This window comes from Clostridium sp. AF34-13, assembly GCF_003477845.1.
GTDB lineage: Bacteria > Bacillota > Clostridia > Lachnospirales > Lachnospiraceae > Butyribacter > Butyribacter intestini.
Map to the genome: position 1 here is coordinate 436,563 of NZ_QUEB01000001.1, position 22,773 is coordinate 459,335.

Sequence of the window (22,773 nt, forward strand, 5' to 3'; positions counted from 1 at the left end):
GAGAGGAGGTGAAATACTATGAAGATTATTAAACGGAAGTTTAGACAAAAAGCAGCGTTTTTACTTATATCTGCAATCGTGATTTTGAATTTATCTTCTGCCGGATGTTTGGTGAGTGCTGATACGGCAGATGAAGCGGATACTGTCATGAAACTTTATAATAGCGGTCAGTTGATAGGAAAATACAGTGACCTGAAAACGCTGTTTGCAAATATGACCGATAAGCATGGAGATTATAAGATAATATTTCCGGCAGAACAGACAGAATATAAAATTGACGGGGAGGTATGGCTGCCGGAATGTAAGAGCATAAAATTTGTGGGGATACCCGTAAATAAAGAAGAATATAGATCAACGGCGATTAAGATTAATCACAGTATTCATTTACAGTCTGATGTTGTATTAAGTAACTGCACGATATATGAGTGTAATGTATCGGAAATGAGTGTGATGGATATAGGTAGTCATAAGCTGGAGGTGACAGGAAAATACACGGAGATAATAGCGTGTGTAATGCACAAATACGACTGGTATTATTATAATGATGAAACTGATTTTTATTATTTTAGGATTGAGGGGCAGGATGGCTCTGAATTGATAATAAATAACAATGATTTTATGATTGATATTGACTTGAATATAGATACGGTAAGGCTTGAAATGGATGCAGAATTAAAAATTAAGAGCGGGCAGGCAAAAATAAAAAAAGTAATAGCAAAAGATTATTTGACTGATATCAGGTACGACGCTTATGGAAGATATGAGATTGGTGAAATATCAATAGATAACTGTTGGTTATATATAGATATGATTAAATCTACAAGGGTCAGGATTGGAAAAATTAGTCTGGCAGAAAATACAGACAGTGATAATTGTAGTTTTATAATGAGTGCTAGTGTTAGTAGCAGCAAAATAACTAAAAAATGTCATCCGAGATTTGAAATAGAGAATATAGATGACGATGGAATAGATATTTATTTTGAAATGCAGATATCTGAAAGTGTTGTTGACTATGATACGGAATTAGAGACATTTTTGCACAATGATATTTCATGCCTTAAAATGCCAAAAGATTATGATATAAGTAAACTCATACATTATCAGGTCAGTTATAAAAATAATTATGAGAATTTTAATGTAATCAAGGATAAAGAAGGAAATGTATGGCTGCCTATGATAGAACAAAATGATGAAGAAACAGATGAAGAAGTAACATATGAACTTGATGAAGAACAAAAGGACAAATATGGTATTTATTATAAATTAAATAAATCTGAGAAAACAGCAACCGTCGGGGCTGATAATGATAAAATGGGAAATGCAGGGTTTAATGATACAAGTAAATTAGATGACAGGGTATTAAGAGTCCCATCATATGTAAAATATGATGGAGAAAATTATAAAGTAACGAGGATTGGAAAAAGTGCATTTGAAAGTGCAGGAGTTGGATTTGATGAAGTGTATATACCGGATACAGTTATAAGTATAGGTGACAAAGCATTTTGGGAAAATACAATACACAAATTATATATAGGAGCAAATGTATCAGAGATTGGTGAATTGGCGATCGCGGCAGCTATGACGGATGAGATTTATCTTGATAAGAACAATACAAATTATATTCTTGAACAGGGTGTATTATTTGATAAAGATATGACAACGCTTATAAGGTGTCCGGGGGAGCTATGGAATCAGTATTATCCTGTATATAATGTGCCTGAAAGTGTCAAAAAAATTGCTGCAGGTGCATTTGCTGATGTAAATATTTTTAATATAAAGGCAGATAATGTAACTTCAGTAGGAGAATATGCATTTTATGGGGCAGCTTATTTGCGGACTGTGTCATTAAAAGGTGCTGTTGAAATAGGAGATAGAGCGTTTTCGTACTCAAGCACATTAAGAAATGTTTATCTGTCAGATAAATTGAAAAAAATAGGCGGGGTTGAATTTTGGGATTGCAATAATCTTGAATGTCTTGTGCTGCCGGACAGTGTCACGGATATAGGTGAATATGCTTTTTCTCAGAGTGGCATAAAATATATTTTAGGCGGAAAAAATGCACAATATGGACAACAAATGTTTTTGAACTGTAAAAAACTTACACTGGTTCAATTAAGCGATGCAGTGCAATATCTTCCAAAACAGTTTTTTAAGGGATGCACATCATTAGAAAAGTTATATCTGCCTGAAAACTGCTTAGGCAGTGAGGACAATGAACTTTTTTATGATATTCCCGAAAATCAGGTTACGGTATATGGAAAAGAAGATATGAGTGAGTTCGCAAAAATAATAATGCACTTTTTGAAAATGTCACGGAGCATGAGCATAATTTTGTGACACAGACAGTACAGGAGGCACGGGCATACGATACAGGACTGGAAGTGACATATTGCAGTGAATGTCATTATGTTTCGGATTATAGAGAAATAGATGCACCTGAACAATTTGAAAAGACTTCGGATTATGGAATTTTGGAGGAACTGGTGCATCCACCGGATGAGCCGACACCTTCACCTGCGACACCAACGCTAATCCCTACAATATCACCTGTTATGACACCTGCACCGACAAAAATTCCGACCGTAACGGTGAAGCCGACAAAAACACCTGCGGCAGCAGTTCCGTCGCCAACACCGATAATGACTGGTTCACCTCCGGTAGTATCACCGACGGCAATACCGATAAATTCTACATCAGCAATGCCAAATGGAAATGTATCGTCAAAGCCTGATAAAGAGCCTGAACCGACATCAGGGAACAAGACAACACCAAATCCAACAGACAGGACAACGCCACAGCCTGCAGATAATGCGTCACCATCGCCTGCAAACGAGCCGCTTTATACAATCAGTCCGACTCCGACATCAGCCACAACACAGCCAACATCTGTACCGGGGTTAAGTGAGAAGGACAAAAAAGCACTTATTGTAAGGATAAATCTGATTGAACTGACTAAATACAATCAGCCTGAGATAGTATGGAAAAAAACATCAGTGAATATTGGCTATGAAATATATCGTGCAATGTCAAAAAAGATAACATGGAAGAAGATTGCAGCCGGCGAAACGAACAGTTCATGCAGATATACTGATAAAAAAGCAAAAGCGGGACAAAAATATTATTATAAGATGAGGCTGTTTAAAAAGACGGGAGGACAAAAATATTATGGCAAATATTCAAATGTTTGCATGATAAAGACGCTGTCGATAGTGAAACCGAAGATAAAAGGAACGACAGGAATATACCGGAAAATGCCTTATGTGCAGATAGAACTAAAAAAATACAGCGGCATTTATGCGGAAATATATATCCGCAAAAAAGACAAAAAATATCAGAAGATTAAGTTAAAATCATCTTCGATAAAAAGATATAATGCAAAATTTAAACTGAAATGCAATAATAAAAAAGCAGTGTATTATTTCAAAGTACGCACGATAGTAAAGCGGGTAAAGAAAAAATATTACAGTGTTTATTCGGATTGCTTGAAAGTTAAAGTCAAAGGTAGCTGATACGATACAAATTATAAAAAAAAATCAAAAAAAATTTTTTGTTCATGCGGCAGGTATGGACGGTTACATGAAAAATAATGCCGAAAAAGTCAATAAAATCAAGGGTTAAGCACCATTATGGTGCTTTTTTCCTGCGAAAAAAACGGAAACTGTTTTTTGACATGGGTGTGTTATGGTTAGGATGTAAACGAAAATATCATGAAAATTGTGTTTGAATTTCCGGCTTTTTTGGCGGAAATGCGGATACGAAGTGATAATAGTTGTAATTTTATTAAGAGCTGGATTTGTGTCTGTGCACACTTGGCACAAATCTTATATGTGAAATATATCATATTTCACATTACGCACAAAAAATGTGTGCAGAAATGAGGTTAATATGAAGAAACGAACAAGAAGAAGCATAGGAAGCGTCATATTGGCAGCCACATTGATTGTTTCAATGTTTTTTGGCTGCTTCACACAGAAAAAAATTGTGCAGCCAAAGATTATACGAACGGTGGCTGTGTGCAATGGGTTAAGGACAGAGCCCAGAGTGTGCTTGGAATAACACTTCCGGCAACAGGAATGAACGAATTTGGTCTTTACGGTGCAAACAATTATTGGCGTACATTAAATTATGACAAGGGAAGTGAGCCGGCAAAATATGCTCTGGCGGTATGGAAGTACAATAACGCAGGTGCAAATAGTACCTACGGAAAGTACGGTCATGTTGCTTTTGTCGAGAATGTTTCAGGTGACAATGTAACAGTTACGGAGGGAGGATGTGCAGGATACAGTTTTGAGGGAAACACCGGTGTTATCAACAGAACCGTATCGAAAGCAAAGATGCAGACTTTGGGCGGCTGCTCAGGATTTTATGGATATATTTACCTTGTCGGAGGAGGAGGAACTCAGACAGCGTCAGTGTCGTATTCACAGCTTAATACTACATTTGTAGACACATGGAATGCAGGGCTTCACGGAAGAATTGAAAATCCTGACCGTGCAACTATATCACAGGTTGGTGTATGGATATGGGACAGTGCCGGAAATCTGGTTGTAGACCACAAGGAAGATTGCGGTTTGAAAACTTCTTATGTTGAACAAAATCTGAATATAGTGAGCGAAGCAAAAGCGGATGGCTTAAGACAGGGTGAGACATATACTTACCAGATGTATGCCGTTGCCAATGGAACAACATATAAGAGTGGAAGTGACAAGTTTACGATAGTGGACGAGCAAGGGCCTGTTATAAGTGATGTAAAAATATCTGATGTAACGAGTGAAGGATATACGGTATCATGCAAAGTTACTGATAATTACATGGTAGACAGAGTACAGTTCCCTACATGGACAGAAGCAGGCGGACAGGATGACATAGCATCAGACTGGGGAACAAATGCGGCTGTAACAGGTACAAAAGATGGTGATATTTATACATATAAAGTAAAGATTTCAGACCATAATAATGAAACAGGTTCATATACAACTCACATATATGCGTACGACAAATACGGTAACAGTTCTTCGTATAAGGATTCAGTGAAAGCGAAAGTACCTGAAGAGGCAGAATATACAGCTACACCTAAGCCGACAGCTACGGTAATTCCTGGCAAAGAACCATCTTCAGATGAAACGCAGAGTCCAAGTGCAACACCGGGTGTAAGTGCAACGCCAAGTAAATCGCCATCAACTACAGTGACGGCGACACCAACTACAGAGCCGACAGATGAGCCTTATGTAGAACCGACAGAGACAGAAGAACCTGACAATGAACAGAATGAACAAATGAACACCGTAATAAGTGCAGTGTCTTCTTATACAAAATATTTAGATTCTCGAAGTTTTGAACTTGGAATAGAAACTGACAGTGACGGTTCTGTTACATATCAGAGTTCAAATTCGGGTGTGGCAAAAGTATCGGCATACGGAGATGTTACTTTAACAGGCTGTGGAGTGACAGTTATAACGGTAAAAGTAGCGGCAACTCAAAATTATAAAGCGGCAACAAAGAAGATAACAATAAAAGTTTTGCCGGCAAGTGTCAAAAACTTCAAGGTAAAAGCTGCGTCAAAAGGTAAAATAAAATGTACATGGAAAAAGACATCTGCAGGCAATACGACTTGCCAGATTCAGTATTCGTTGAATAAACAGTTTAAAAACGCAAAAACATTTTCAGGAAAATCATCACTAAAGAGTGGAAGATATACGGGAAAAGGCTTGAAGAAAGGCAAATATTATTATTTCCGTATAAAAGCCGTAGCAAAAACAGGCGGAAAGAGTTATTCAGGAAAATGGAGCAGAACCATAAAGGTTAAGGTGAAGTAAGTACCGTAGCATCAACTCTATAATTAAATTATTAAAAAAGTATAAAATTTTTGGCGGAAAATTGGACTTTTCACCAAAATAAGGCAAAAAAAGCGGTATTTTTGGGTAAGAAAAGCCGTCAAAAGCCCTAAAAATGGGGATAAATTGGCTGAAAAAAACGGAAACAGCTTTTAGACATGGGTATGTTAGGATGGGGAATGTAAAGATACAAGCAGAAAAAAACGGAGCTGCACGCTGACAATTTTTATGTGTCAGGGCAGCAGCTCCACAAGATTTGTGGCTTCGCACACCGGACACAATCTTGTAAATCAAAAAAGTGTGCAGAAAAGAGGTTTATTATGATTAAAAAGAAAAAAATGAAAGTTGTATTTGCAGCATTTGCAGGAGTGATGCTTTTTGGAGGACTTGCGTTTTCACCGAACAAGTCGCAGGCGGCGAAAAAAGTAAGTATAACAAAAAGCGTAAAAGTATATGAAGGAAAAACTGCAAAGATTAAATTGAGTAACAATAAGAAAAAGGTTACATGGAGTGTGACAAAAGGCAGTGGAAATATCGGTCTGTCAAAGAAATCAAAGATGAGTGTAACAGTAACAGGTTGCAAAGTTGGAAAAGCAACTGTTCAGGCAAAAGCAGGTGGCAAAAAATATGTATGCAGTGTTACGGTTAGTAAAGCTGTAGCAGATGCGGATGCAAAAAAAGGAATACTCACAAAGAAAAATATGGAATATTGGGGAGTAAAAAATAGTGGAAATATAGTTATTCCAAATGGTGTGAAAAAAATAGGAAATGAGGTATTTGCTGAGACTAAAATAGGAAGTATTAAGTTGCCAAAATCACTTAAGTCTATTGGAGAATATGCATTTGCTTTTTCGAGTATCCAGTCAATAACAATTCCAAATACGGTAAATACAATAGGGGAGGGTGTATTTTCATGGTGCCAACAACTTAAGCAGGTAAAATTGCCAAATAAATTAAAAAAATTAGAAGAAGCCACATTTTGCGGTTGTACTGCATTGACAGATATAACGATTCCAAATACGGTAACAAGTCTGGGAAATGAATGTTTTTTGGCTTGTGATGTATTGACAGATATAACAATTCCAAATACGGTAACAAGTCTGGGAGAGGGTTGTTTTTCATCATGTGACGCATTGACGGATATAACAATCCCAAACAGCGTAACAAGTATAGGTAAAAAGTGTTTTAATCACTGCGATAAACTTAAAAGTATAAAATTACCATCGGGATTAAAAAAGTTAAATGATGAAACCTTTGAGTGGTGCAGTTCATTAACAGATATAACAATTCCGGATGGGGTGACAAGTATAGGAGAGAGTTGCTTTTATGGCTGCGAAGCACTGACAGATATAACAATACCTGATGGTTTGACATATGTCGGACATGAGTTTGAAAATGGTAAAGAGAATGCCGGAGATGCCATTGATACTTACTATACCAAAATTACATGGAGAGGAAAAACTTATAATGACTTTTTTGATTTCTTTTATGATGTTGAGTTTAATAATACATCTGTTTAAGATGTGTATAGTTTTAAAAAAATAATATTTGTCATACACGGAAAATATATAATGGTAATATTGCAATAATAGCAACAAATAAAAAGTTATAGGCGGATTATTTATATATAAAGAAAGGCAGGTGAGTTATATAAAATTTATACGAAAAGGGGGGAATAATCATTTCGTAATATGGAGCAGACCATAAAGATTAAAGTAAGTAGATGTAACTTAAAAAGTTTAAACACAATGTACTCCCGAAATGACTTGTTTTGAGGAGAATCCGAGAGTTTATATGATAAAAAAGGAGGAAAAGTAACATGAACAACATTAAAGATATTAGGAATGGTAAGAAAAAAATTGCATTGATTTTAGCTTTTATATTGATGGCATCGGTGGTAGCAGTTCCGGTTCAAAAAACATTAGCAGAAAGCGTAAATATATGGCAGGTAAATGGTAAATTCACTTTAAGCAAAAAGAAACTTGTGACTTATTGTGCATTATATAGTGCGGCAAGCGAAATGAAGAAGAAAAAAAGGACATTCAAAATTACACCTTCAACAAAGTTTATTCATGTTAAAAATTATAAGAAGAAGAAAGTCAAAAAATCAGAGATTGGTAAATACATAAAAAAGATTAAAAAAGCACCGTATTTTCAATTTAAATTTAAGAATGGAGCAGCAACAGAAATTTATTACTATGAGGAATAGAAAAGTTGTGCCTGAAATTTCTTGGAACTGGTAAATGTATTAAACAAAATATTCAGTACAAATGAAAAAACTAATACTATTATAGAAGTAGTAGAGTGGATTGTAAGTATCTGCCTGACTGTGGATAAAAATACTATGTATAAATATTGATTAACAGAAAAGATGAGGCTGTTGCACGAGATGTTATTCATACAATATGCAGATAAAAGTTTTTATTATTTGTATATTGTATAGATTAAACTTAATGTGACAGTCTTATTTTGTGTGAAAAAACGGAAACTGCTTTTTGACATAGGTGTGTTATGGTAATAAAAACTAAAAATTTATACAAGGAGGATGAAGATATGGAGTACAAAAATATGTCAAATGCAGAACTGGACAATCTTGTATATAAAGAAAAAAACTATGAATATCGCCCTTAATGGTTCTAGTATTTATATAAAACCTGATAATTGCGAATATGCAATTAGAGTGTTTTCATCAGATACAGACAACCCAAAAGGAAGTATAACTTATAAAGAACAGGAATTAGTAAAAGAATAGTGTCATAAAATGACCGGTATATGGGAAAATCTTGAAAAACAGGCTATTTGCTGTAAAGCAGATAGCCTGTTAATTTAAAAAGATATGATAGGATATTGACAAAATTCTATCATAAGCATATAATGATGATGGAAAAAGATGAAAAGTCAATCATATTAATGAGAGGAGATGTATATATTGGGTATTACACTAAAAGATATTGATTTGTATTTGACTGAGGTGAAAAATGCGATTAGAAAAAACAGATATAGAATTGAAATGAATTCCCGGCGGCAGGATAATAGGGAGCTTTTTCTTACTTATGTTATTGATGAAGAAATGGCAAAAGATATATTGATGGGATTGACGGCAACAGATTTTTCTGAGAGGTTACAAAATGAACACGAGGGATATGAAGATGAAATGTTGTATGTTTTTGGGAAAGATGTAGAACTTTTGGAAAGGATGGGTAATGAAAGTAAAACAGTGTCCTTATACATAAAATTTAACAAGCTGGATAACTGTTATGTTATTGTTGTATCATTGCATGAACAGAAATATCCGATTAAATATTATTTCAAATAGAAATGTGATAAGGGGGAAATACCATGGCAGAGAAAGAGAGAATCGATTTTTGTACGATATGCAGAAAAGAAACGGAGTATGTGCTGAAAAAAAGAAATATTAAAAAAAATATAAAAGATGTAGAATATATGTTTAATATTACAATTGCAATATGCCGTGATTGTGGAGAAGAAATGAGTATCCCGGGGCTGATTGATAGAAATATTCAGGAAGTTGATAAACAGTATAGAGACTATGAAAATATTGTTTCGATTAATGATATTGAAAATCTTATGAAAATTTATAAAATTGGGAAAGCTCCATTGTCTCTTGCACTTGGATTTGGTGAAGTAACTATTACGAGATACCTTTCCGGTCAGATACCGTCTAAAGAGTATTCTGATATTATAAGAATGGCATTATCCTCCCCGGATTTTATGCAAAAAAGATTGAATGAAAACAAAGATAAGATTGCATCTGCCGCATATAATAAGGCAATGGAAGCCGCAGTACAGTTGGAAAAGTTATTTTCGGTTTCGGATAAAATGCTTAGGGTGATTTCGTATGTGTTTGAAAAACTTGAAGAAGTAACTCCGTTAATGCTTCAAAAATTACTTTATTTTATTCAGGGAGAATCTTATGCTCTGAATGGGGAACCTATATTTCCTGAAAATTGTCAGGCATGGGTTCATGGACCGGTATATCCCGAAGTATATGATATGTTTAGAAATTTTAAATTTAATCCTATTGAAGATGCACGCTTTGCAATTTTTGAATGTGCAGAGGATGTACTTACCGAGAAAGAACATCATGCTATAGATTTGGTTGTTAATACTTTTGGAGAGTATAGCGGTAAAGTGCTGGAAAAGATTACTCATGAGGAAACTCCCTGGAAACTTGCGAGGAGAGGGTATGCTGACGGGATTCCGGCTCATGAGCAAATCTCTATGGAGAGCATAAAAGCATATTATACCGAAAAAAGTGCAGAATATGATTTTTCTACGGAAAAAGGACTGAAAAAGTATATCACCGATATTATTGAATGAAATTCGCTTGCAACATAGACATAAATAGTGTGAGTTTTAGAATTATTAGTGTAAACTTTTAAGTTATATTTTAAATTATTTAAAACTCTCCCATACACGAATTTAACCTATCTCATGTATGGGGGGAGCTATTTAGCAATTAATCTTTATACTGTCGGTCAGCTGGTGTCAAATTTAAACCATCATATTTTTACCATCGCCGCTTTTCTGCCCGTAAATTCACTATAATACCTGAAACCACAATTCTTAAGTATCTCCGGGACTTTTTCAAAGTCATAGGCAAGGTGTTTACATTCATGTGCATCTGAGCCAATGGTGATTATCTCGCCGCCAAGTTCATGGTAGAGTTTTAAAACTTTTTCATGTGGATTTGGGTGTCCGAGTCCGTATTTAAAACCTGCCGTGTTTATCTCTATTCCTTTGCCGTTGGATATAAGTGTTTTTAAGATTTCTTCTATTATTTCCATCGAGTCTTTGAGCAGGCGGTCTATATAGCTGTCGTCCACGATGCCTTTTGCTTTTAGCTGTTTCATTTTTGGCGTGTAGCGGATGATGTAATCTATATGTCCGTAGACATCAAAATCCGCTCCAAGATTTACATTTTCTAAAGTTGTCTCATAATATCTTAAGATACCATTTTTTTCGTCGGTGCCCTCCCAAAATATATCATAATATGGGTCAATATTATCTACAAGATGGGTTGAGCCGATAACGAAGTCGAACGGATATTTTTTTGTGAGTGAAAGGCATTTGTCAAGGCAGTCTTTTTTCAGACCGAGTTCAATGCCCTTGCGGATTTTTATACTGTCACTGTATTTTTCACTGAGCCTTTCCAGTTCCTCAAAGTATGGCTTTATATCGAGAAGAAATTCAGGTGTGTCACTTTCTGATGGAAAGTTATAATCCATATGGTCTGTAAAGCAGATGGATGTAAATCTTTTGTCTATGGCGGCTTTTAACATTTCTTCCATGGGTGTATCGCTGTCTGTTGAAAAATATGTGTGCACATGATTGTCAGAATGAATAATATCATGATTAAATTTTTCATTTGACAAATTTGCATCCGGTCTTGAAATTGCAGATTTACTATCTGAAAACATTATTCTGTCACCTCCTGTATGCCTGTTATGTCAGTGCTTATCGTCATGGAATAGTTTGTGTAGTAAACGACAAATCCGGGTTTGCTGCCGTTTGGTTTTTTGATGTGTTTTTTCTGGATATAGTCAATCTCAGCTTTGCCCTGTTCGCATGCTTTTGAGTAATGTGCGGCGAGTCTTGCAGCTTCTTCAAATGTGCGGTCGGGAAGTTCTTTGCCATCTGTTTTTACAATTACATGGGAGCCTGCATTTGCTTTTGCATGGAACCACCAGTCATTTCCTGTCGCAATTTTAAATGTAAGCTCATCATTCTGGTAGTTGTTTTTTCCTACAAACATATCAAAGCCGTCTGATGATATATAGTGGAGAGGTTTGCTTTTTCCGGTGTTTTTACTGCCCTTATTTTTTTCGTGATGTTTCTTGATATAACCACAGTCTGACAGTTCACGCTTTATTGCGGTGAGGTCAGAGTCCTGTCTTGCAATATCAAGTGAGTTGCTTATTGATTCTAAATGTTCGATTTCTTCTTTTGTCTCTGCTATCTGAATGTTTAATGCCTCAAATGTTCTTTTGAGTTTTGCGTATTTGTCAAAATATTTTTTGGCATTGTCTACGGCAGATTTTGTTTCATCGAGAGGTATTGTTATCTCTTTGCCAGTATAATAATTTTCACAGGTGAGCTTTTTTTCGCCGCCTTTTAATTCGTAGCCGTAAGTTGTGAGAAGCTCGCCGTACACCTTATATTTATCACGCTTTTCAGTGTCTTTAAGCTGCTTTGTCTGGAGGTCATATTTTTTATAATTTCTCTCCAAAAGAGTATTTGTTATCTTTCTAAGGTCGGCAGATTTCTGGTTTATCCTGCTCATCACTTCTTTTGTTGCATAATAATCAAAAAGCATACTGCTTACAGTGTCGCAGTTTTTTATCGTGTATGCGTCATCCTTTTCATACATTGAGAGTTCAAGACTTGTAAATTCGGCAGGCATACTGTCTTTAAATGCGATAACAGGTGTAAATTTTTTCTCTGATATGTCATTCATCATCTCGGAAAAGTTCCTATATAAATGCAGCTTTTCCATATCACTTAATTCCTGAGTGTTGTTTTTCTCAGAAAGAGATGCTCTGTATATAAGTTCGTTTGCCATAAGCGGACTAAAACCTGTTATTGAGGTATATACCGCTTTTGAGAGAGGGAGTGGCTTTGAGAGTACATTATTTATAAACTCCTCCTCGGTAATCGAAAATGGGTCGTATTTATGCTGTGTGTCGGGAATAAAATATTCTCTGCCCGGAAGTACCTCCCTGACTGAGCTTACAAGAAGTGATATATGTTTTATACTGTCGATTATCTTATTGTTGTCATCACAGAATATGATATTGCTGTGTTTGCCCATCAGTTCGACATACAGAAACTTTTTGCAAAGGTCACCCATTTCATTCAGATGTTCAAGTTCAAATTTTATAACTCTCTCAAGTCCCATCTGTGATACGGAAATAATACCGCAGTTGTTTAAGTGCTTTCTTAGTACCATGCAGAAAGTAGGTGCCGTGAGCGGTGATGTTTTGTTCGTATCGGTGAGATATATAAGCGGAAGACTTGGATTTACCGAAATGGTGAGTCTTTTCGTGCTTCGTACCGTTTTGCCGTTTTCATCCTGCGTACTTCGTTTTATGGTAAGTAAAAGTTCGTCTTTTTCAGGCTGGGCTATCTTTGTGATACGACCGCCTGTAATATTTGTGTCAAGTTCATCAACAAGACTTGATATAACGATTCCGTCAAGTGCCATTTATAATAACCTCATTTCATTATTTTTAGATATGTGTCTGCAAAACCGTTATGGCATATTATGATGCAATAGATAGTTATCCATTGCGTTAGAGGGAAAATATTTTTTGAACCCAATATGATGTAATTAATATAACATGATTAGTTTTGCAATTATCTGTATTTTATATTTAAGCTATATTTTAAACAAAAACTGCTTATTATTCAAGAAGAAACATGATATAGAGGAAACGGTAACAGTTAGACCGCCGTTGCAGGATTATAAAAAATAGCAGTTGTAAATTTTTTCAAATTATGTTACTGTATATTGCGGATTTTTGGTTGCTATTCTCGATAGTGGTTCGGGAGTTATAAATATCATATACGGGAAGATGAAAAAGCGATATTAATAAAGAAAAGGTGAAGTATTTTGTTGAGATTTATTTATGTGATAGCAGGTAATTTATATAGAGCATGGATGATTCCAAAGATGGGATATTATTCAAGGCATCCTGAAAAATATTCTGAACAGTTCCGGTATGAATATGACAGGTATGCGATAAATCTTATGAAAAAAACAGGGCGTATAACTACAGAGGGTTTTGGAATGGAAAACCTGCCTAAGGAGGGCGGATATGTCATGTTTTCAAACCATCAGGGTAAGTATGATGCACTTGGAATAATGCATACACATGATAAACCCTGCTCGGTTGTGATGGATGATGCGAGAAGCCATGGTCCTTTAGTCAAACAGTTTATTGACCTTGTCGAGGGGAAAAGACTTAAAATTGACAATTTAAAACAGGCAGCAGGGATAATAAAAGAGGTGACCCGGGAAGTAAAAGAAGGGCGGAAGTTTATTATTTTTCCATCGGGAGGCTATGAGCACCGGAATGGAAACTATGTTGATGAATTTAAACCGGGAGCCTTTAAGAGTGCAATGAAAGCTAAGGCTCCAATAGTGCCGGTTGCAATAGTTGATTCATGGAAAGTTTTTGACCTTTGGAGTCTTAGAAAAGTAAAAACAGAAGTTTTTTATCTAAAACCTATGTTGTACGATGAATATAAAGATAAAAAATCTGTTGAGATATCTTCAATTATACACAAAAGGATATGTGCAGCAGTAGAGCTGGCTCAAAATGGAGATTTCTTAGGAGCAGTTCTGCAGTAAAGTGGCAGCAGCCGGATTATTTTACGATATGCCGCACAATGTGTGAATGAGAATGTACCTTATATAATTTATGTCAACTGCTTTTACTGAATTTTCAGTTCTAAGAGGAGTCTGATGGTATAGTTTGTTGTTGATAAAAAGTTTTACATAGCCAATTATGCTGTTTTTTGATACCGGTGCGTCAAGTGTTCTTGGCAGCTTTATCTTGTAGGTGACGGTATCCGAGGAGGACAGCATGAGTTTACATGAATTATCTTTAAGTTTTACATATGTGTATGGGGACTGACCGCCTTTTACGAATATCTTTACATTTTTATTTTCAGGTTTGAAATTTACTTTTGTAAAATTATTGAAACCGTAGTCCATTAATTTTTTGGTGTCTTTCCACTTGTAAGTTTTGTTTGGCGGCCAGCCGCAGGCGAGAACGGCGGAGATAAGAGTTGTGTTCTTTCTTTTTGCCGCACCGCAGAAACAGTAACCGGCTTTTCCGGTAAATCCTGTTTTTACACCTATGGCACCGTTATAATGCGTCAGAAAAGCATCTTTATTATTGACACTGTATTGTTTAGAACCGCTGATATTGGAAAAACTGTATGAAGGAGTAGTTATTATCTTTCTGAAACCACTGTTTTTTAACGCATAATCTGCTATCAGGCAGAGTTCATATGCAGTGGTATAATGCTTGTCGGAGTCAAGACCGTTAGGAGTTACAAAGTGTGTCTTATTGCATCCGAGTTCAGCGGCTTTTTGGTTCATTAGCTTTGCAAAGCCTTTTACCGAGCCGCCGATATGCTCAGCTATCGCAACAGCGGTATCATTATGTGATTCAAGCATAAGAGAGTAGAGAAGGTCGGCAAGCCTGAACTGTTCACCGCTTTGCATATTGAGTTGTACATCAGGCATTGATGCGGCATATTTTGAAACAGTTACTATATCTTTCGGACTGCCTTTTTCAAGTGCCAGTATGCAGGTCATTATCTTTGTAGTGCTTGCCATCGGAAGTTTTTTGCTGCTGTTTTTTTCATACAATATCTGTTTGCTGTCTTTTTCGATGACGCAGCAGGCGGTTGAGTAAAGTCCTGACGGAGTTTTTGAAAAGCTTTTGATGCCACTTTCAGAAGCGGATATTTTTTTGATAACGCAGTTTGTTGTATCAGAGAGGGGGGGATCCAAGAAATATGTATCGTTAAGAAAATGGCAGGAAGCTTTATATGATGAGATACCGGTAATCAGAAGACTTAGTAAACATATAAATAAACTTATTTTTTTTGGCATATTAGAAAATGTCCTATTATTTTTATATGTAATGATATGCAATTTTTTTGGTAGAAATGCTAAAAAAAGGTTGATATTTTTGCATAAAAGTAATAAACTTATCATTGGTGTAAATTTGTTTAATTTTATGGAAGTTGTATTTACTTTCATAAATTAGATTTACCAAATATATTCTACTATTATTGGAGGGCTGAACATGAGTAACACAAATGCTTTGTCAGCAAAAGCTCGTATTGAGACTTTAGTTGACGAGAACAGTTTTGTTGAAATTGGTGCTATGATTACAAAGAGAAGTACGGATTTTAACATGCAGGAAAAGTCAGTACCGGCTGATGGAGTTATTACAGGATACGGACTTATTCAGAACAATCCTGTCTATATCTACAGTCAGGATGCATCTGCAATGAATGGTACTATCGGTGAGATGCACGCAAAGAAGATTGCACATGTATATGAGCTTGCTATGAAAACAGGAGTACCTGTTATCGGTCTTATTGACTGTGCAGGTATGCGTCTTCAGGAGTCAACGGACGCACTTGCAGGATTTGGAAAGATTTACAAAGTTAAATCTGACGCATCAGGAATAGTTCCACAGATAAGTGCTGTTTTTGGAAACTGTGGTGGTGGTGTGGCAGTTCTTGCAGCTATGAGTGACTTTACATTCATGGAAGAAAAGAACGCAAAACTTTTTGTGAATTCACCAAATACACTTGATGGAAATTATGCAGATAAACTTGATACTGCATCAGCTAAGTTCCAGAAGACTGCTTCAACAGTTGATTTTGTTATCGAGGGAGAGGAAGAAGTTCTTAACAGTGTGAGAGAACTTATCACTATTCTTCCACAGAATAATAATGAAACAGGTATTTCAGATGAATGTATGGATGACCTTAACCGTGTTGTTGATGCATTTGCAGCAGAGGCTGCAGACCCGGCGGTTGCACTTGCAGACCTCGGAGACAACAATTTCTTCCTTGAGGAAAAAGCAGGTTATGCAAAAGAGATGGTTACAGGCTTCATTTGTCTTGACGGTATGACTGTAGGTGCAGTTGCAAACAGAACTGCTGAGTTCGATGAAAACGGAAAGACAGTAGCAAAATATGATGCACGTCTTACAACAGCAGGTTGTGAGAAAGCAGCAGCTTTTGTTAAGAAATGTGATGCATTTAACATTCCTGTACTTACACTTACAAATGTTGAAGGTTTTGCCACAACAGTTGACGAAGAGATAACTATCGCAGGTGCAGTTGCAAAACTTACAAATGCATTTGCAGAGGCAGATGTACCTAAGGTTAATCTTATCACCGGAAATGCTTACGGAAGTGCATATGTTGCAATGAATTCTAAGCATATCGGTGCAGATATGGTATTTGCACTTCCTGATGCTAAGGTTGGAATGATGGATGCAGATGTCGCAGCTAAGATAATGTATGCTGATGACAAAGATGCAGATGTGGCTGCAAAGGCAGCAGAGTTTGAGACTCAGTCAGGTACTGAGGCAGCAGCAGCAAGAGGATATATAGATTCTGTTATCGCTCCTGAATCTGCAAGAAAGCAGCTTTTATTTGCTTTTGAGATGCTGTTTACAAAAAGCGAATATCCTATTGGCAAAAAACATGGAACCATCTAAGTAAGGAGCGTTATATGAAGAAGAAATTATGTTTAATTTTTTGTATCGTGTCATGTATTCTGATGATGGCAGGCTGTAGTCTTAGTCTTACAAAGACCAACAAAAATTTTAACAAGAAAACACTTGAAACAAACGCAGATTCGTTTGTAACAAGTTGGTTTAGTTATGATTTTGAGAGTGCAGTTAAATCTATGAAAGAGCAGTCAACAGAAGTTGACGAGGACACGGTTAATCAGTATAAAGAGTCTATACAGCTTAAGAAAAAGTATGGAAAGCAGGGAAATAAGGTTGATACTGATTTCACTATCAGCAGTGATTCTGCAACAGTTGTAGAGACATATACGACTTCATCAGGAAAGAAACTTATTTTTTCCGTGACATATGATGAAAAGGGTCAGACATCTTCTTGGAAAGTAGAAGAATATAAGAGTCTTGGAGACAAGATGGCTAAAGCAGGACTTAATACGGTTCTTAGTATGGCTATAGTATTTGCGGTTCTTATATTTATAGCAATTATTATTGCACAGTTTAAACACATTGGCAATTTCCAGAATGGTGCAAAGAAAGAGGAAGTTAAGGCAGAGCCTGTTGTAGAGGCAGCACCTGTCGTTGAAGAAGAAAATCTTGTTGATGACCTTGAACTTGTGGCAGTTATTACAGCAGCAATTGCAGCAGCAAGTGAGACAGAGTCAGCAGACGGTCTTGTTATTCGTTCAATTATTAGAAGATAAGTAAATTAAATGGAGGACAAATTCATGAAAAATTATACAATTACCGTAAATGGTACTGTTTATGATGTAACAGTAGAGGAAGGAGCAGCAGGCTCAGCAGCTTCAGCACCAAAGGCAGCAGCACCAAAGGCGGCTCCTAAAGCAGCACCAAAGGCAGCAGCACCGGCAGGAGCAGCAGGTTCAGTTAAGGTAAATGCACCAATGCCTGGTAAGATTTTATCAGTTAAGGCTTCAGCAGGACAGGCTGTAAAGAAAGGTGATGTCATCATGATTCTTGAAGCTATGAAGATGGAGAATGAAGTAGTTGCACCACAGGATGGTACAGTAGCAAGTATCAATGTAGCAGCAGGAGATTCAGTAGAAGCAGGAGCAGTACTTGCAACATTAAACTAGGAGGGACTGACTTTGGATTACGTTATTACAACGCTTGAGAATCTTGCAGGTCAGACCGCGTTTACATCACTTACATTAGGAAATTACCTTATGATCGTGGTTGGCTGTATCTTTCTCTATTTAGCGATTAAAAAAGGATACGAACCATTATTGTTGGTACCTATCGCATTTGGTATGATTCTTGTAAATATTTATCCTGATATCATGGCAGATCCTGATAGTACATCAAATGGTGTCGGAGGATTATTACATTATTTCTATATACTTGATGAATGGAGTATATTGCCTTCACTTATTTTCTTGGGTGTAGGTGCATTGACAGATTTCGGACCACTTATTGCAAACCCTGCAAGTTTCCTTCTCGGAGCTGCAGCACAGTTTGGTATTTTCTCAGCATACCTTATTGCTATCCTTTTAGGATTCAATGATAAGGCAGCCGCAGCAATATCAATCATTGGTGGAGCTGATGGTCCTACATCAATTTTCCTTTGTGGTAAATTAAAGCAGACTGAGTACATGGGACCTATTGCAGTGGCAGCTTATTCTTATATGTCACTCGTGCCTATCATTCAGCCTCCTATTATGAAGCTTTTCACAACAGAAGACGAGCGTAAGATTAAAATGTCTCAGCTTCGTCCGGTATCAAAGCTTGAGAAGATATTATTCCCAATCATCGTTACGATTATTGTTTGTCTTCTCCTTCCAACAACAGCTCCTCTTGTAGGTATGCTTATGCTTGGTAACCTCTTTAAAGAGTCAGGAGTAGTTAAACAGCTCGCAGAGACAGCTTCAAATGCTCTTATGTATATCGTAGTTATCTTACTTGGTACATCAGTAGGAGCTTCAACAAGTGCAGAAGCATTCCTTAAAGTAACTACATTAAAGATTGTTGCACTTGGACTTATCGCATTCTGTGTAGGTACAGCAGCAGGAGTACTTTTCGGAAAAGTTATGTGTAAGGTTACACACGGAAAGGTAAACCCACTGATTGGTTCAGCAGGTGTATCAGCCGTTCCTATGGCTGCCAGAGTTTCACAGAAGGTCGGTGCGGAGGCAGATCCGACAAACTTCCTTCTCATGCATGCGATGGGACCAAATGTTGCCGGTGTTATCGGTACAGCGGTTGCTGCCGGTGTATTTATGGCAATATTCGGAATTTAAACACTAATGTATTCTTGGAATCTTCTGAACGAAGAATTTCAAGATGGATTTTTGATATACAATGACATTTTTACAGTGCGTACACGGTGTGTACGACGAGAAAATGGAAATAGTATATCGGAAATCCAGCCGAAATGACTCGTTTTGAGAAGATACCGAGAGTACATACTAAAATATAGGAGGATTATCATGGCAGATTTAGAAAAGAAACCATTAAAGATTACGGAAACAGTTCTCCGTGATGCGCATCAGTCTCTTATTGCTACTCGTATGACAACAGAGCAGATGCTTCCAATAGTAGATAAAATGGATCAGGTAGGCTACCATGCAGTAGAGTGCTGGGGTGGTGCAACATTTGATGCTTCACTTCGTTTCCTTAAGGAAGATCCATGGGAGAGACTTCGTAAATTAAGAGCCGGATTTAAAAATACAAAACTTCAGATGTTATTCAGAGGTCAGAACATCTTAGGTTATAATCATTACGCAGATGATGTTGTAGAATATTTCGTACAGAAATCAATCGCAAACGGTATTGACATTATCCGTATTTTTGACTGTCTTAACGACCTTAGAAACCTTAAGACAGCAGTTAATGCAGCAAACAAAGAAAACGGTCATGCACAGATTGCACTTTCTTATACATTAGGTGATGCTTATACACTTGATTATTGGAAAGATATGGCAAAACAGATTGAGGATATGGGTGCTAAATCACTTTGTATTAAAGATATGGCTGGTCTTTTAGTTCCGGCAAAGGCTACAGAGCTTGTTCAGGCACTTAAAGAGTCAGTAAGTATTCCAATCGATCTTCATACACATTACACATCAGGTGTTGCTTCAATGACTTACATGAAAGCCGTAGAAGCAGGATGTGACATTATCGATACTGCTATGTCTCCATTCTCAATGGGAACAAGCCAGCCAGCAACAGAAGTTATGGTTGAGGCATTTAAGGGAACTCCTTATGATACAGGTCTTGATCAGACAAAACTTGCAGAGATAGCTGATTACTTCCGTCCAATGCGTGAGGAGGCACTTAAGAGCGGTCTTATGAATACAAAGGTTCTCGGTGTTAATATTCAGACACTTCGTTATCAGGTTCCTGGTGGAATGTTAAGCAACCTTGTATCACAGCTTAAAGAAATGGGACAGGAAGACAAGTATGAGCAGGTGCTTGAGGAAGTGCCAAGAGTTCGTAAAGACTTTGGTGAGCCTCCACTTGTTACACCTTCATCACAGATCGTTGGTACACAGGCTGTACTTAATGTAGTATCAGGTGAGAGATACAAGATGGTAACTAAAGAGTCTAAGAAACTCCTATCAGGTGAGTTTGGACAGACAGTTAAGCCGTTTAACCCTGAAGTACAGAAGAAATGTCTTGGTGATGATGCAAAAGTTATCACTTGCCGTCCGGCAGATCTCATCAAGCCACAGCTTGCTGATATCGAGAAAGAGATGGCTCAGTACAAGCAGCAGGACGAGGATGTGCTTTCATATGCATTATTCCCACAGGTTGCTACAGAGTTCTTCAAGTACAGAGAAGCTCAGCAGAATAAGGTAGATGCTTCAGCAGCGGATACAGAGAACAAGGCTTATCCGGTATAAATGATGAAATCAAAGATTTCATCTTAGAGGTTTCTGTGAAACTTCGTTAAATATATCTGAAGATTTCATTTTAGAAGTTTCTGCGAAACTTCGTAATAAGTGTCTAAAGATTGTATATTTCAATCTAATTATAAATAACCCACCAGACATTGATTTGTCTGGTGGGTTTTATTTACTTACAAGCATGAAACAGAGAATATGAAAGTATATTATGGGAATATTTATTTTATATAGAGGATTGAAAAATGACTTTTAATTGTTAAAGCTGAAAAAATATAACCAGTATAATAAAAGGGGAGCCGAAATGATCCGGCTCTCCAAAAACACATTTAATTTAAAAACTAAATAAAAGTTAGTGGAGAAAAATATGCATAAAGAACTAAAAATTAGTTTGCAGGATACCGAATGGAAATATGATTATATTGATCATGACAGGAATATAGCAAGAGCGTTTGTTTACGATGAAAACGGATATTTTTATTTTGTAAGAGCAAATAGGGATGATGACTTCGGAAAAGCAACATTGATTGAAACTGCCGGCGGTGGTGTAGAGGATGGAGAAGACCTGATTGCTATCATAAAAAGGGAATTAAAAGAAGAATTGGGTGCAGATGTAGAAGTGGTTTGTAAAATCGGAGTTGTAAGTGATTATTATAACCTTATTCATAGACATAATATTAATAATTATTTTTTATGTAGAGTTAATTCGTTTGGTGATAAAAATCTGACCGAAGATGAGATAAATTGTTTTCATTTGTCTACATTGAAATTATTATATGAAGATGCAGTTAAAGAATATGAATACAGGTCAAATACAAGATTAGGGAAACTTGTGGCAAACAGAGAACTACCTGTTTTATATCGTGCAAAAGAGATGATTGACTCTGGTATTTAAGTATGCAGATGATTTAAAATATTTTATTAAAGTTTTTTATTCTTATTGATAGGGAAAACTTGATAATTTACGTAACAGTTCAGCCTTTTATTTCCTCAATTCATAAACCTGCCAGCAAGCTGTCAGTCGCTGCTTAGCAGCTTTGGTTTATTTACGCGAAAGCAAAGCTCAGATGGAACAAATAAATTTGTTCCATCTGAGCGTGCTCGCGAGGGCTTTTCCCTCATTTCAGAAATGAAAGGCTATTCTACCATAAAAAGATAATCAACAATACAATGAGCAAGCTCAAGTATTGTCAATTATTTTTTATGGCTGAACTGTTACTAATTTACAGAAAAAATATAGTATTTTGGTTGTGGACTTATAGATAGCTTGTTATAATAAATTGTAGCTAATGGCAGATTTAGATTGAAAGTGAGGTAAAATTATGGTGGTATTTTGGCGTATTAGAAATATCTGATGGCATGAAACTATGTTAAGTAGTTTTATGCAGAGAATGGTGCAATAAACTATTTAATAAGGAGAATACCATGATATTTCAGGATAATATTGTAAAAAAATATTTGCAGATACATAGCAAAAAGTACGGAATTTTAAACAATTTTTATTTTTATTGTAAAGAGAGTTTCATTTATAATAAGTTAGGATTTATTTTATCGCTGTTTTTAGTGCCAGCCGGGATTATAAAATCCGTGGCTTCGATATTTATTCCTAAACTTGTGATTGATTCACTTGAAAGTTTTAGAAGTGAATATACATTCTTGATAAATATTATTATCGTAACGGCGGTTATTGCTGTCTCGTCTATTGTCGAACTGTTGGCTGGTCCTATGTCAAGAAAAAGTACAAGTTAAACATGAACTTTTCACCTCAAT

19 protein-coding genes are annotated in these 22,773 nt (G+C 36.4%); 16 read left to right on the forward strand and 3 right to left on the reverse strand.

Features of this window, described 5'->3' with window-relative positions; all coding sequences use genetic code 11:
• Nucleotides 1-18: 18 nt before the first annotated feature.
• The 8 genes from DWZ63_RS01710 to DWZ63_RS01745 all read left to right on the forward strand — a co-directional run bounded on the left by DWZ63_RS01710 (nucleotide 19) and on the right by DWZ63_RS01745 (nucleotide 10,175).
• Nucleotides 19-2,337, forward strand: coding sequence for a leucine-rich repeat domain-containing protein (locus DWZ63_RS01710; protein ID WP_118498436.1), 2,319 nt, complete (start codon nucleotides 19-21; stop codon nucleotides 2,335-2,337).
• Entirely contained in the window at nucleotides 2,334-3,509 is a 1,176-nt protein-coding gene (locus DWZ63_RS01715) for a hypothetical protein (protein ID WP_118498438.1), read from the forward strand. The genes DWZ63_RS01710 and DWZ63_RS01715 overlap by 4 nt, the downstream gene beginning before the upstream one ends.
• A 450-nt stretch (nucleotides 3,510-3,959) precedes the next feature.
• The gene (locus DWZ63_RS01720) at nucleotides 3,960-5,816 is read left to right on the forward strand and encodes a GBS Bsp-like repeat-containing protein (protein ID WP_279217355.1); all 1,857 of its coding nucleotides are present in this window, start codon (nucleotides 3,960-3,962) and stop codon (nucleotides 5,814-5,816) included.
• 338 nt (nucleotides 5,817-6,154) lie between these two features.
• Nucleotides 6,155-7,354, forward strand: a complete 1,200-nt coding sequence (locus DWZ63_RS01725; RefSeq protein ID WP_118498442.1) for a leucine-rich repeat domain-containing protein — start codon at nucleotides 6,155-6,157, stop codon at nucleotides 7,352-7,354.
• A gap of 299 nt (nucleotides 7,355-7,653) precedes the next feature.
• A complete protein-coding gene (locus tag DWZ63_RS01730) occupies nucleotides 7,654-8,043 on the forward strand; it encodes a hypothetical protein (RefSeq protein WP_118498444.1) in 390 nt (129 codons plus the stop codon).
• 336 nt (nucleotides 8,044-8,379) lie between these two features.
• A complete protein-coding gene (locus tag DWZ63_RS01735; protein ID WP_118498446.1) occupies nucleotides 8,380-8,586 on the forward strand; it encodes a hypothetical protein in 207 nt (68 codons plus the stop codon).
• A 168-nt stretch (nucleotides 8,587-8,754) separates the two neighbouring features.
• Nucleotides 8,755-9,150, forward strand: coding sequence for a hypothetical protein (locus DWZ63_RS01740; protein WP_243020442.1), 396 nt, complete (start codon nucleotides 8,755-8,757; stop codon nucleotides 9,148-9,150).
• Between the two features lie 23 nt (nucleotides 9,151-9,173).
• Complete coding sequence (locus DWZ63_RS01745; protein ID WP_118498450.1) at nucleotides 9,174-10,175, forward strand: Panacea domain-containing protein; 1,002 nt, start codon at nucleotides 9,174-9,176, stop codon at nucleotides 10,173-10,175.
• A gap of 182 nt (nucleotides 10,176-10,357) precedes the next feature.
• Here the strand turns inward: DWZ63_RS01745 and DWZ63_RS01750 are convergent, their stop codons facing one another.
• Together DWZ63_RS01750 and DWZ63_RS01755 are read right to left on the reverse strand one after the other, a co-directional pair.
• Nucleotides 10,358-11,275 (reverse strand): histidinol-phosphatase HisJ family protein, encoded by a 918-nt coding sequence (locus DWZ63_RS01750; protein WP_082440697.1) that lies wholly within the window; start codon nucleotides 11,273-11,275, stop codon nucleotides 10,358-10,360.
• The gene (locus tag DWZ63_RS01755) at nucleotides 11,275-13,059 is read right to left on the reverse strand and encodes an NFACT RNA binding domain-containing protein (RefSeq protein ID WP_118498452.1); all 1,785 of its coding nucleotides are present in this window, start codon (nucleotides 13,057-13,059) and stop codon (nucleotides 11,275-11,277) included. Before DWZ63_RS01755 ends, DWZ63_RS01750 begins: the two co-directional genes overlap by 1 nt.
• A 408-nt stretch (nucleotides 13,060-13,467) precedes the next feature.
• On the opposite strand from DWZ63_RS01755, the gene DWZ63_RS01760 reads away from it, so the two are divergent.
• Nucleotides 13,468-14,208, forward strand: coding sequence for a lysophospholipid acyltransferase family protein (locus DWZ63_RS01760; protein ID WP_022014792.1), 741 nt, complete (start codon nucleotides 13,468-13,470; stop codon nucleotides 14,206-14,208).
• A gap of 21 nt (nucleotides 14,209-14,229) precedes the next feature.
• Here DWZ63_RS01760 and DWZ63_RS01765 read toward each other — a convergent pair whose 3' ends face one another.
• Nucleotides 14,230-15,483, reverse strand: coding sequence for a D-alanyl-D-alanine carboxypeptidase family protein (locus tag DWZ63_RS01765; protein WP_182431414.1), 1,254 nt, complete (start codon nucleotides 15,481-15,483; stop codon nucleotides 14,230-14,232).
• Between the two features lie 196 nt (nucleotides 15,484-15,679).
• On the opposite strand from DWZ63_RS01765, the gene DWZ63_RS01770 reads away from it, so the two are divergent.
• From DWZ63_RS01770 to DWZ63_RS01800, 7 genes are all read left to right on the forward strand, one after another.
• Nucleotides 15,680-17,113, forward strand: a complete 1,434-nt coding sequence (locus DWZ63_RS01770; protein ID WP_022014794.1) for a carboxyl transferase domain-containing protein — start codon at nucleotides 15,680-15,682, stop codon at nucleotides 17,111-17,113.
• Between the two features lie 14 nt (nucleotides 17,114-17,127).
• Nucleotides 17,128-17,844, forward strand: coding sequence for an OadG family protein (locus DWZ63_RS01775; RefSeq protein WP_118498456.1), 717 nt, complete (start codon nucleotides 17,128-17,130; stop codon nucleotides 17,842-17,844).
• 24 nt (nucleotides 17,845-17,868) lie between these two features.
• Nucleotides 17,869-18,237, forward strand: a complete 369-nt coding sequence (locus DWZ63_RS01780) for a biotin/lipoyl-containing protein (RefSeq protein ID WP_022014796.1) — start codon at nucleotides 17,869-17,871, stop codon at nucleotides 18,235-18,237.
• Nucleotides 18,238-18,249: 12 nt separating this feature from the next.
• Nucleotides 18,250-19,398 (forward strand): sodium ion-translocating decarboxylase subunit beta, encoded by a 1,149-nt coding sequence (locus DWZ63_RS01785; RefSeq protein ID WP_022014797.1) that lies wholly within the window; start codon nucleotides 18,250-18,252, stop codon nucleotides 19,396-19,398.
• A gap of 189 nt (nucleotides 19,399-19,587) precedes the next feature.
• Nucleotides 19,588-21,003 carry an oxaloacetate decarboxylase subunit alpha gene (locus tag DWZ63_RS01790; RefSeq protein WP_055943297.1) on the forward strand — a complete coding sequence of 472 codons (1,416 nt, stop codon included), beginning with the start codon at nucleotides 19,588-19,590 and terminating at the stop codon, nucleotides 21,001-21,003.
• A gap of 367 nt (nucleotides 21,004-21,370) precedes the next feature.
• Nucleotides 21,371-21,898, forward strand: coding sequence for an NUDIX hydrolase (locus DWZ63_RS01795; RefSeq protein WP_118498457.1), 528 nt, complete (start codon nucleotides 21,371-21,373; stop codon nucleotides 21,896-21,898).
• A 530-nt stretch (nucleotides 21,899-22,428) separates the two neighbouring features.
• Entirely contained in the window at nucleotides 22,429-22,752 is a 324-nt protein-coding gene (locus tag DWZ63_RS01800) for a hypothetical protein (protein ID WP_055943289.1), read from the forward strand.
• The last annotated feature ends 21 nt before the right edge of the window (nucleotides 22,753-22,773 follow it).